This is a genomic window from Streptomyces sp. NPDC000878, from assembly GCF_053599695.1.
This window is the reverse complement of sequence record NZ_JBSFMT010000138.1, coordinates 1-11,781: the sequence shown is the minus strand read 5'-3', so window position 1 is coordinate 11,781 and position 11,781 is coordinate 1. Positions and strand designations below refer to the sequence as shown.

The following is an 11,781-nucleotide window of genomic DNA, read 5'->3' as shown; positions in this document are numbered from 1 at the left end:
ACCCCACCCAGCCCGTCCGGCGTTTGAGGACAAGGCCCGTTCAGGGCCGACAGCGGGGTCTGGGGGCGCAGCCCCCAGGGATGGGACGGGTAGGGGCGGCGGGGGCGAGAAAAACCAAGCGCCCCGCACACCACACACGGCATACGGGGCACCCAGCGACCAACAACGAACCAACCGTTACGCCGGTACGGAAGCCACCCCAGCCTCCAGGAACCGCTTCCCGTTCACCCGCTCGGAGACACCCTCACGGTCCAGGTAGGGCGTGATCCCACCCAGGTGGAACGGCCACCCCGCCCCAGTGATCAGGCACAGGTCGATGTCCTGAGCCTCAGCCACGACACCCTCCTCCAGCATCAGCCCGATCTCCTGGGCGACCGCATCGAGCACCCGCTCCCGCACCTGCTCCTCACTCAGCACGACATCGCCCTGCTTCAGAAGAGCGGCAACCTCGGGATCCAGCTCCGGCTTCCCACTGTCGTACACGTAGAAGCCCCGCTTACCCGCCTTGACGACCGCCGCCAAGTTCGACGAGACCGTGAAGCGGTCCGGGAACGCCCGGTTGAGGGTCTCCGACACGTGCAGCCCGATAGCGGGACCCACCAGCTCCAGCAGCACCAGCGGAGACATCGGCAGCCCCAGCGGCTCCACCGCCTTCTCCGCGACCTCGACCGACGTACCCTCGTCGATCACGTTCTGGATCTCACCCATGAAGCGGGTGAGGATACGGTTCACGACGAACGCCGGAGCGTCCTTCACCAGCACCGCGGTCTTCTTCAGCTTCTTGGCGACACCGAACGCCGTGGCCAGCGAGGCGTCGTCGGTCTGCTCGCCGCGCACGATCTCCAACAGCGGCAGGATCGCGACCGGGTTGAAGAAGTGGAAGCCGACGACCCGCTCGGGGTTCTTCAGCTTCGACGCCATCTCCGTCACCGACAGCGAAGACGTGTTCGTCGCCAGGATCGCGTGCGCCGGAGCGACCGCCTCGACCTCCGCGAACACCTGCTGCTTGACGCCGATCTCCTCGAAGACGGCCTCAATGATGAAGTCCGCGTCGGAGAAACCCTCCGCCTTGTCCAGGACACCCGTCACCAGCGCCTTCAGGCGGTTGGCCTTGTCCTGGTTGATACGGCCCTTGCCGAGCAGCTTGTCGATCTCGGCGTGGACGTATCCCACACCCTTGTCGACACGCTCCTGGTCGATGTCGGTCAGCACGACCGGCACCTCAAGGCGGCGCAGGAAGAGGAGCGCGAGCTGCGAGGCCATCAGACCCGCACCGACCACGCCCACCTTCGTCACCGGACGCGCCAGTGACTTGTCGGGCGCACCCGCCGGCCGCTTGCCGCGCTTCTGCACGAGGTTGAACGCGTAGATGCCGGACCGGAGTTCGCCGCCCATGATCAGGTCGGCGAGGGCCACGTCCTCGGCGTCGAACCCCTGCTGGAGGTCGCCGTTCTTGGCCGCCTCGATGATGTCGAGGGCGCGGTACGCGGCCGGAGCCGCCCCGTGCACCTTGCTGTCCGCGATGAACCGGCCCTTGGCGACCGCCTGGTCCCAGGCCTCGCCGCGGTTGATCGCCGGACGCTCGACCGTGATGTCGCCCTTCAGGACGGAAGCCGTCCAGATCAGCGACTGCTCCAGGAAGTCCGCACCCTCGAACAGCGCGTCGGCGATGCCCAGGTCGAGCACCTGCTGGCCCTTGAGCTGCTTGTTCTGGTTGAGCGAGTTCTCGATGATCACGCTCACCGCACGCTCCGCGCCGATGAGGTTCGGCAGGATCGTGCAGCCGCCCCAGCCCGGGACGAGGCCCAGGAAGACCTCGGGGAGGGAGAAGGCCGCGATGGCCTTCGACACGGTGCGGTACTCGCAGTGCAGACCGACCTCGACGCCACCGCCCATGGCGGCACCGTTGTAGTAGGCGAAGGTCGGGACGGCGATCCCGGACAGCCGCTTGAAGACCTCGTGGCCGCCCTTGCCGATGGCGAGCGCGTCGTCGTGGTTCTTCAGCAGCTCGACGCCCTTGAGGTCGGCGCCGACGGCGAAGATGAACGGCTTGCCGGTGATGCCGACACCGACGATCTCGCCGACCGACGCCTCCTTCTCGACCTGGTCGATGGCGGCGCTCAGGTTCGCCAGCGAGGCCGGACCGAAGGTGGTCGGCTTGGTGTGGTCGAAGCCGTTGTCGAGCGTGATGAGCGCGAAGCGCCCGGCGCCGAACGGCAGGTCGAGGTGGCGTACGTGCGCGGACGTCACGACCTCGTCGGGGAACAGCTCGGCCGCACCCTTCAAAAGCTCAGCGGTGGTGCTCACTTGCTGCCTCCGGCGGACTCGAAGTGCGGGTTCTCCCAGATGACGGTGGCGCCCATGCCGAAGCCGACGCACATGGTCGTCAGGCCGTAGCGGACCTCCGGCTGCTCCTCGAACTGGCGGGCCAGCTGCGTCATCAGACGTACACCGGAGGAGGCCAGCGGGTGACCGAAGGCGATGGCACCGCCGTACTGGTTGACGCGTGCGTCGTCGTCCGCGATGCCGTAGTGGTCGAGGAAGGCCAGCACCTGGACGGCGAACGCCTCGTTGACCTCGAACAGACCGATGTCACCGATGCCGAGGCCCGCCTTGGCGAGGGCCTTCTCGGTCGCCGGGATGGGCCCGTAGCCCATGACCTCGGGCTCGACGCCGGCGAAGGCGTACGAGACGAGGCGCATCTTGACGGGCAGGTTGTTCTCGCGCGCGAAGTCCTCGGACGCGATGAGCGACGCGGTCGCACCGTCGTTCAGACCGGCCGCGTTGCCCGCGGTGACCCGACCGTGCACCCGGAACGGCGTCTTCAGCCCGCTCAGGTTCTCCAGCGTGGTCCCCGGCCGCATCGGCTCGTCGGCGGTGACGAGACCCCAACCGGTCTCACCCACCTCCGCGTTGGTGTTCCGTACGGAGATCGGCACCAGGTCCTGCTGGATCTTGCCGTTGGCGTACGCCTTCGCGGCCTTCTCCTGCGAGCGCACGGCGTACTCGTCGGCGCGCAGCTTGGTGATGTGCGGGTAACGGTCGTGCAGGTTCTCGGCGGTCATGCCCATGAACAGGGCCGACTCGTCGACGAGCTTCTCGCTCACGAACCGCGGGTTCGGGTCGACGCCCTCGCCCATGGGGTGACGGCCCATGTGCTCGACACCCCCGGCGATGGCGATGTCGTACGCACCGAAGGCGACGGAACCGGCGACCGAGGTGACGGCGGTCAGCGCGCCCGCACACATCCGGTCGATGGAGTAACCGGGGACCGACTGCGGCAGCCCGGCGAGAATGCCGGCGGTCCGCCCCAGCGTCAGCCCCTGGTCACCGATCTGCGTGGTCGCGGCGATGGCGACCTCGTCGATCGCCTTGGGGTCGAGACCCGGGTTGCGGCGCAGCAGCTCCCGGATCGCCTTCACGACGAGATCGTCCGCGCGGGTCTCGTGGTAGATGCCCTTCGGGCCCGCCTTGCCGAACGGGGTGCGGACGCCGTCGACGAAGACGACGTCCCTGACGGTACGAGGCACGATGGCTCTCCTCCAGAGGTGCGGGACGGCACTGCTGCATAAGCAACCGCTGAGCGGGCGCTCAGCCCCATGCTACTTGCGAGTAACACCGCTGCCCACCCCTGAGAGCCGGAGCGGCGAACATCACACGCCATCACATGTTACCGCCGGTTACACAAGTGGACCTCAGGGGCGCGAGGAACTGCGCGACAAGCCACACGAGACCCGCACCCGCACGAACAACAGAAGCCCCTACCCCTTAGGCGGAGCAGTCGACCCCCGGGGGGTAAGCACAGGCGTAGCCACGGGATGAGACCCGTCCCCACCCCCACCGATCACCCCGAACAAGGTCCGAGCAACATCCGCCCCAAACCCGTGCACATCATGACTCATCGCCGACAACGTAGGCCGAGTCAACCTGCACAACTGCGAGTCGTCCCAGGCCAGCAACGACACATCCCCCGGCACACTCAGCCCCATCTCCGCCGCCACGGACAGGCCCGCCACCGCCATGATGTCGTTGTCGTACACGATCGCCGTAGGCCGGTCCGCGACCGACGCGGACAGCAGCGACCGAGTCGCCCGAGCCCCCGCGTCCCCCGAGAAGTCGGTCGCCACCTGGGACACCCCGGCCAGCCCGAGCCTCCGCGCCGCCTCGTCGAAGGCGGCCGTACGAATACTGCTGTGCCCCAGCGCCACCGCACCCCCCACCCGCGCGACCCGCCGATGCCCGAGCGCCGCGAGATACCGCACCGCCTCCGTCACGGCCGTGGCGTCGTCGGTCCAGACCGAGGTGAGCCCGCCGGCGAGCGACGGATGCCCGACCGCGACCGCGGGCATCCCGAGCCGTTCGACGGCCGGGACGCGCGGATCGTCGGCCCGCAGGTCGACCAGGATCGCCCCGCCGATGATCCGCCCCTTCCACCAGGACTCCTGGAGCCCGACCTCCTCCTCCAGGGTCCGCACGAGCCTGAGCAGCAGCGAGCACGAGTGCTCGGTCAGTACGCTCTCCACGCCCGAGATGAAGTCCATGTAGAACGGTTCGAGCCCGAGCAGCCGGGCCGGCCGGCAGATCGCGAGCCCCACCACGTCCACCCGGGCCCCGGCCAGCGACCGCGCGGTGAGGTTCGGCTCCCAGCCCAGTTCACGGGCGGCCGTGAAGATCCGGTCCCGGGTCGCCTCGGCGAGCCCCGGCTTGTGGTTGAAGGCGAGGGACACGGCCCCCTTGGACACACCGGCGCGCGCGGCGACGTCCTTGATGGTGACGCGGGGTGTCGGCGATGCCGTCATCGGGCTGGCTCCACGCAGTACAGGGCCGATCGGGCGGTCTCGGCATCCGGAGTCTCCCAGCCACGCACCCCGATGGTCACCTGTTCCCCGGGCAGCAGGGTCACCAGCCCACGATCGGCCCGCGCTCCCGGGTCCAGCCGGTCCGCCTGCAACAGCAGATCCCGTACGAGGGTACGGGCCGTCACCGTGACCGCCCCCGGGGCGACGCTCACGTCGAACTCGGGCCGGGGGTAAGGGATTTCGCGGTCCGGTACGGGAAAGTACAGCGCCCGCAGCCCGTCCGCGTCGGCGACCAGGAACTCCTCGGCCCCGACCGGCACGACTTCCCCCGGCACCGGCACCTCGGCGACCGCCCGCCCCTCCGCCACGAACCCGACCCGCACCACCGACCCACCCGCCACACCCCCGTGCACGGACAGCCGCCGCAGCTCCACGGTCCCCTTCCACCGCTCCGCCGCCTGATTGACGACCGCCAACACCAGCCCGGATCCCCGCACTTGAAGAGTGAGCAGCCGGTCCGCGTACAGCCGCCGCAGCTCGTGGTGGAGCGGCTTCTCACGCCCGTCCCCGTCGATCGCAGACCAGGACGTCACCGGCCAGCAGTCGTTGAGCTGCCACACGACCGTCCCCGCGCACACCGGCCAGTGCGAACGCCAGTGCTCGATCCCGGCGGCGACGGCACGGGCCTGATTGACCTGGGTGAGGTAGTGCCACCGGTCGAAGTCCCCGTCCGGCGAAGGGAAATGGCGCCCGAGCCCACGCTCCAGCTTCCCGTTCCCGTCCTCCGCCTTCTGGTGGTGCAGCATGCCGGGGGAGTCGGACGCCGGCGTCTCACCGGGCAGCGCGCGCCGCAGCGTGGCGTACGCGGCCGGTGCCTGCCACCCGAACTCGGCCACGAAACGCGGGACTTCGAGCCGGTAGTCGGCGAAGTCCGCCCGGTTCCACACCTCCCACGAGTGGTGCGTCCCGTACGCCGGATCGTTCGGATGCCGCTCCCATGACCCGGACCAGGGACTGCCCGCCGTATAGGGCCGCGTCGGGTCCAACTCGGCCACCACACGCGGCAGTACGCCCAGGTAGTACCCCTCGCCCCACGACTCCCCGGCGAGCCGCTGCTCCCACCCCCAGTCCCTGAAGCCCCACAGGTTCTCGTTGTTGCCGTTCCACAGCACGAGCGAGGGATGCGGCATCAGCCGTACGACGTTCTCCCGGGCCTCCGCCTCCACCTCGCCCCGCAGCGGCTGCTCCTCGGGATAGGCGGCACACGCGAACGGGAAGTCCTGCCAGACCAGCAGCCCCAACTCGTCGCAGGCGTCGTAGAAGTCCTCGCTCTCGTAGATCCCGCCGCCCCACACGCGTACGAGGTCCACGCCGACGTCGGCGGCCTGCGCGAGCCGTTCCCGGTACCGCTCCCGGGTGATCCGGGACGGGAACACGTCGTCCGGGATCCAGTTGACGCCCCGCGCGAACAGCCGCTCCCCGTTGACGACCAGCGTGAACCCGGCCCCGTGGGCGTCGGAGGACGTGTCGAGCCCGACGGTCCGGAACCCGACCCGCCGCCGCCAGGCGTCCAACGGAACATCACCATGACGGAGCGTCAACTCAACGTCGTACAGCGGCTGTTCCCCGTATCCGCGCGGCCACCACAACTCCACGTCCGGCACTTCCAGCCGCACGACACCACTGGTCCCGTCGACCGTGCCCCGCGCCCGAACCTCATCGCCACCGGACATGCCACTCACCCTGGCCTCCAGCGTGAGCCCGGCCTCGACCCGGGTGCGCTCGACATCGACCGCCAACCGGACGTGTCCCAGGCCGCGTTCATCGACCGTCACCTCGGGGCGCACCCGGGCGATCCGGGCCGTCGACCAGTGCTCCAGGCGCACCGGCCGCCAGATGCCGGCCGTGACCAGAGTCGGACCCCAGTCCCAGCCGAAGGAGCAGGCCATCTTCCGGATGTACTGGTAGGGCTCGGTATAGGCGCCGGGACGCTCGCCCAGCCGCTCCCGGACGGCCTCCGCCTCGGCGTAGGCGGACGCGAACCGTACGGACAGCCGCCCCGTCATCCCGGTGACGTCGAAGCGGTACGAGCGGTGCATGTTCCGTACCCGGCCCAGGAGTTGACCGTCGAGCCGGATCTCGGCGGCGGTGTCGAGCCCGTCGAAGACGAGGTCGGACTGTTCCTGGACGGACCCGGCGGTCAGGTCGGTCTCGTACGTCCACTCCCGTCGCCCCACCCACGCGACCTCGGTCTCGTTGCGGCCGATGAAGGGGTCCGGGATGACGCCCGCCGCCAGCAGGTCGGTGTGCACGCACCCGGGGACGGTGGCAGGCAGTTCGCCCCCCTCGTACCGCACGGTCCAGCCCTCGGTGAGCGGTGTGGCGTCCAGCATGCGCGCTCCTAAACCGTTCAACTTCTGCGTGGGTCAAGCGCGGAAAGAGTGGTGTCAGCGTTGGCGAAATAGGGACTTTACCGGTTCAGTAAGTGGTGTCAGAGTGCCGAATCAGCCATCCCAGTAGTGCTCGTCCGTCCCGAACGGAGCTGATGCACATGAACCGCCGCACGATTCCCGCACTCCTCGCCGCCGGCCTGCTGCTCTCCGCTTGCACCGGAACCGGCGGAACCTCAAAGGGCGCCGACGCCAAGGCGCCTGACGATCCGTCAAAGGTGAGCGGAACCATCAAGGTCCTCACCGTGCGGACCGACCTCGTGCAGGACGGCACGCTGAAGAACTACGCCGACGCTTTCCGCAAGACGTATCCGAACGTGAAGGTCGAGTTCGAGGGGCTCACCAACTACGAGGCCGAAGTCAAGATCCGTATGAACACGGAGAACTACGGCGATGTGCTGCTGATCCCCGCGGTGATCAAGAAGAGCGACTACCCCAAGTTCTTCGCCTCGCTCGGGACCGAGACCGAGCGCGCCAAGAAGTACCGCTTCACCGACTTCACCACCGTCGAGGGCAAGGTCTACGGCCAGAGCCCGGTCGGCGTGACCCCCGGGTTCCTCTACAACAAGAGGATCTGGCAGGAGGCCGGCATCACCGACTGGCCCACCACACCCGCCGAGTTCATCACGGCCCTGAAGGCGATCAAGTCGAGGACGGACGCGGACCCGTACTACACCAACTTCGCCGCCCAGTGGCCCCTCACGTCCTGGACGTACGTCAACGGCTCGGTGGGCTGCGACACCGGAGCGACGACGAAACTGGTCGAGAGCGACCCCTGGGCCAAGGGCGCCGACCTGCGCGTCGGCGACACCCTCCTCTACGACATCGTGCACGACGGGCTCGCCGAGAAGGACCCGACGACCACCAACTGGGAGGCGTCCAAGCCCCGGTTGGCGAAGGGGCAGATCGCCACGCAGTGGCTCGGCACCTGGGCGATCGTCCAGTTCCAGGACGCGGCGAAGAAGGCCGGCGTCGACCCCGCCGACATCGGGTTCATGCCCTTCCCGGCCCAAGTGGACGGGAAATTCTGTGCAGTTGTGGGCCCCGACTACAACCAGGCCGTCAACGTCCACAGCGAGCACAAGGAGGCGGCCCGCGCCTGGATCGACTGGTTCACCGACAAGTCCGGTTATGCGGAAGACAACTTGGCCATCTCCCCGCTCAAGGACGCCCCGCTGCCCACCGTGCTCCAGCCGTACGAGGAAGCCGGGGTGAAGTTCATCGAGGTCGACGACAGCGCAGGCGCTCAACTCAAGCTCGTCGACACCGAGTCGGAGGTCGGCATCTACGCCCCCGACTACCGCCAGGACCTCGTGGACCTGGCCCGTGGCGCCCGCAAGGGCAGCCTCGACGACTTCCTCGGGGACCTCGGCAAGCGCTGGACCGAGGCACAGCGGTCCGTGGGGACGCGGTGACGCGTCTCTGGCGAGGCGCAACCCCCTGGCTGTTCCTGATCGCCCCGCTCGCGCTCCTGCTGACTTTCACCTACGCACCGATCGCCAACATGGTCGCGTACAGCTTCACCGACTGGGACGGCGTCAGCCCCGAACTGCACTACACGGGTGCCGAGAACTACGCCGAACTCCTCACCCGCCCCGAGCTGTTCGGGGTGTTCTTCGTCAGCGGCTACTACCTGGCCGCCTCCGTGCTCCAGATCGTCGCCGCGCTCTACTTCGCGACGATCCTCAGCTTCGACATCCGCTTCCGGAACTTCTTCAAGGGCGTGCTGTTCTTCCCGTACCTGATCAACGGGGTCGCGATCGGCTTCGTGTTCCTCTACTTCTTCCAGGACGGCGGCACCCTCGACTCGGTGCTGAGCCTGGTCGGCGTCCACACCGACCACGCCTGGCTGGGCACCCCGACATCGGCGAACATCTCGCTCGCCGGGGTCTCGGTCTGGCGCTACATGGGCCTGAACTTCGTGCTGTTCCTGGGCGCGATCCAGTCGATCCCGGGGGAGCTGTACGAGGCCGCCGAACTCGACGGCGCGAACCGCTGGCACCAGTTCCGGTACATCATCGCGCCGGGCATCAGACCGGTGCTGAGCCTGAGCGTGATCCTGTCGATCTCGGGCTCTCTCTCGGTCTTCGAGATCCCGTACATCATGACCGGCGGGGCGACCGGCACCGAGACCTTCGTGATCCAGACGGTAAAGCTGGCGTTCCAGTTCAACAAGACGGGGCTCGCGTCGGCGGCGGCCGTCGTACTGCTGCTGATCGTGCTCGCCGTGACCTGGGTGCAGCGGAGGCTCGTTCCGGACGACAGGGTGGACCTCGTATGACGCGCCGAGCGGTCGCCCGTACGTTCGTGTACCTGTCCCTGGTCCTCGCGGCGGCGGTCGTCCTGCTGCCGCTGGGCGTGATCGTGCTGACCTCGCTCAAGTCCGAGCAGGAGATGGCGGACGACAGCGGGGCGCTCTCCCTCCCCGGCGACCTCCTGAACCTCCACAACTACGTGACGGCGTTCCAGGACGGCGAGATGCTGGCCGCGTTCGCCAACACGGCCTTCATCCTGCTGTTCACCGTCACGGGAACCGTCCTCATCGGCTCGATGACGGCATACGCGATCGACCGCTTCACCTTCCGCTTCCGGAAGCTGGTGATCGCCCTGTTCCTGGTGGCGACCCTGGTCCCCGGCGTCACGACCCAGGTGGCGACGTTCCAGATCGTGAACAGCTTCGGCATGTTCGACACCCTCTGGGCGCCGATCGCGCTCTACATGGGCACCGACATCGTGTCGATCTACATCTTCCTGCAGTTCGTCCGGTCGATCCCGGTCTCCCTGGACGAGTCGGCACGCCTCGACGGAGCCAACGCCTTCACGATCTATCGCAAGATCATCTTCCCGCTCCTGAAACCGGCGATCGCGACGGTGGTGATAGTGAAGGGGATCACCGTCTACAACGACTTCTACATCCCCTTCCTCTACATGCCGTCCGAAGATCTTGGCGTGATTTCGACGTCCCTTTTCCGCTTCAAGGGCCCCTTCGCGGCCCACTGGGAGACCATCTCGGCAGGCGCGGTCCTGGTCATCCTGCCCACACTGATCGCTTTCCTGTCGCTGCAGAGGTTCATCTACAACGGCTTCATGAAGGGCGCGTCCAGGTGACGGGCCTGTTTTTAGGGGCGCGGGGAACTGCGCGACAAGCCACGACGGACTCGCACCCGCCGACGAACAGAACCCCTACGGCGCCTTGGCGGAAAGCGCCGAAACCAGAACCGGCGTCACCAACTCCACCTGCCAAGCCCTCGCCCCGTACCTCTCAAGCGCCGCCGCAACAGCCTCCGCGTCCGCGACAGCAGGCGGCTCCCAGCAAACCCTCCGCACCGTGTCCGGAGTGATCAGATTCTCCTGAGGCATGTTCAACTCCTCGGCCAGCGCGGACACCCCGGCCCGCGCCGCGGACAACCGCGCCGCGGCCACCGGATCCTTGTCGGCCCAGGCTCGCGGCGGCGGAGGCCCGAGCACAGGCTGCCCCGGCTGGGGCAACTGCGCGTCGGTGAGCGCCTTCGCGCGATCCACCGCGGCCTGCCACTGCTCCAGCTGCCGCCGTCCCATCCGATGCCCGAACCCGGTCAGCCCGGCCAGCGCGTGCACATTGGCCGGCACGGCGAGCGCGGCCTCGACGATCGCCGCGTCCGACAGCACCTTGCCCGGCGACACGTCCCGGCGCTGCGCGATCCGGTCCCGGGTCTCCCACAGCTCCCGTACGACGGCGAGCTGCCGGCGCCGACGCACCTTGTGCATACCGGACGTACGACGCCAGGGGTCCTTGCGGGGCTCGGGCGGCGGCGCCGACGCGATCGCGTCGAACTCCTGCCGGGCCCACTCCAGCTTGCCCTGCCGGTCCAGCTCCTTCTCCAGCGCGTCCCGCAGGTCGACCAGGAGTTCGACGTCAAGCGCCGCGTACCGCAGCCAGGGCTCGGGCAGCGGCCGGGTCGACCAGTCGACCGCGGAGTGGCCCTTTTCGAGTACGAAGCCCAGGACGCCCTCGACCATCGCGCCCAGGCCGACCCGGGGGAACCCGGCCAGCCGGCCGGCCAGCTCGGTGTCGAACAGGTGGGCGGGGATCATGCCTATCTCACGGAGACAGGGCAGGTCCTGCGTGGCGGCGTGCAGCACCCATTCCACACCGCCGAGCGCCTCGCCGAGGCCCGACAGATCGGGGCAGGCGACGGGGTCGATGAGCGCGGTGCCGGCGCCCTCGCGGCGCAGCTGCACCAGATAGGCGCGCTGTCCGTAGCGGTAACCGGACGCGCGTTCGGCGTCGACGGCGACGGGGCCGGTGCCCGCGGCGAACGCGGCGATCACCTCGGCGAGCGCGTTCTCGTCGACGATGACTGGCGGAATACCGTCACGGGGCTCGAGGAGGGGGATCGGCGCCTGAGCCTCAGAAGATCCGTTGTCGTCCGGAGGAGCGCCTCCGGTGGTTCGCAGTGAGCTGTCTGCTGCGGTCTCTTGGGCTTCGGTCACCTGTCAAGGGCGTCCGTGCCCCGCAACCGGGGTACGGCCACCCGCACCGCCAACTCGTG

8 protein-coding genes are annotated in these 11,781 nt (G+C 68.5%); 3 read left to right on the top strand and 5 right to left on the bottom strand.

The genetic code is table 11. The features are described 5' to 3' along the window. Positions 1 to 177: 177 nt before the first annotated feature. From ACWDR4_RS48880 to ACWDR4_RS48865, 4 genes are all read right to left on the bottom strand, one after another. Positions 178 to 2,307, bottom strand: coding sequence for a 3-hydroxyacyl-CoA dehydrogenase NAD-binding domain-containing protein (locus ACWDR4_RS48880; RefSeq protein ID WP_450418532.1), 2,130 nt, complete (start codon positions 2,305 to 2,307; stop codon positions 178 to 180). Next, entirely contained in the window at positions 2,304 to 3,530 is a 1,227-nt protein-coding gene (locus tag ACWDR4_RS48875; protein WP_450418531.1) for a thiolase family protein, read from the bottom strand. The genes ACWDR4_RS48880 and ACWDR4_RS48875 overlap by 4 nt, the downstream gene beginning before the upstream one ends. Before the next feature lie 231 nt (positions 3,531 to 3,761). Next, complete coding sequence (locus tag ACWDR4_RS48870; RefSeq protein WP_450418529.1) at positions 3,762 to 4,799, bottom strand: LacI family DNA-binding transcriptional regulator; 1,038 nt, start codon at positions 4,797 to 4,799, stop codon at positions 3,762 to 3,764. Further along, complete coding sequence (locus tag ACWDR4_RS48865; protein ID WP_450418527.1) at positions 4,796 to 7,192, bottom strand: glycoside hydrolase family 2 protein; 2,397 nt, start codon at positions 7,190 to 7,192, stop codon at positions 4,796 to 4,798. Before ACWDR4_RS48865 ends, ACWDR4_RS48870 begins: the two co-directional genes overlap by 4 nt. Positions 7,193 to 7,350: 158 nt before the next feature. Here ACWDR4_RS48865 and ACWDR4_RS48860 point away from each other — a divergent pair, with 158 nt between their 5' ends. Genes ACWDR4_RS48860 through ACWDR4_RS48850 form a run of 3 tightly spaced genes read left to right on the top strand, consistent with a single transcriptional unit; the run spans position 7,351 to position 10,357 of the window. Then, the gene (locus tag ACWDR4_RS48860; RefSeq protein WP_450418525.1) at positions 7,351 to 8,664 is read left to right on the top strand and encodes an extracellular solute-binding protein; all 1,314 of its coding nucleotides are present in this window, start codon (positions 7,351 to 7,353) and stop codon (positions 8,662 to 8,664) included. Beyond that, positions 8,628 to 9,530 (top strand): carbohydrate ABC transporter permease, encoded by a 903-nt coding sequence (locus ACWDR4_RS48855; RefSeq protein WP_450418534.1) that lies wholly within the window; start codon positions 8,628 to 8,630, stop codon positions 9,528 to 9,530. Before ACWDR4_RS48860 ends, ACWDR4_RS48855 begins: the two co-directional genes overlap by 37 nt. Further along, positions 9,527 to 10,357 (top strand): carbohydrate ABC transporter permease, encoded by an 831-nt coding sequence (locus ACWDR4_RS48850; RefSeq protein WP_450418523.1) that lies wholly within the window; start codon positions 9,527 to 9,529, stop codon positions 10,355 to 10,357. Before ACWDR4_RS48855 ends, ACWDR4_RS48850 begins: the two co-directional genes overlap by 4 nt. 75 nt (positions 10,358 to 10,432) lie before the next feature. Here the strand turns inward: ACWDR4_RS48850 and ACWDR4_RS48845 are convergent, their stop codons facing one another. Beyond that, a complete protein-coding gene (locus ACWDR4_RS48845) occupies positions 10,433 to 11,722 on the bottom strand; it encodes a ribonuclease D (protein WP_450418521.1) in 1,290 nt (429 codons plus the stop codon). Positions 11,723 to 11,781 lie beyond the last annotated feature (59 nt).

What these genes read in the sequence shown, in the direction of transcription:
- ACWDR4_RS48850 (WP_450418523.1), top strand. Translation starts at nt 9,527, where the DNA reads ATGACGCGCCGAGCGGTCGCCCGTACGTTCGTGTACCTGTCCCTGGTC.
- ACWDR4_RS48865 (WP_450418527.1), bottom strand. Translation starts at nt 7,192, where the DNA reads ATGCTGGACGCCACACCGCTCACCGAGGGCTGGACCGTGCGGTACGAG.
- ACWDR4_RS48870 (WP_450418529.1), bottom strand. Translation starts at nt 4,799, where the DNA reads ATGACGGCATCGCCGACACCCCGCGTCACCATCAAGGACGTCGCCGCG.
- ACWDR4_RS48860 (WP_450418525.1), top strand. Translation starts at nt 7,351, where the DNA reads ATGAACCGCCGCACGATTCCCGCACTCCTCGCCGCCGGCCTGCTGCTC.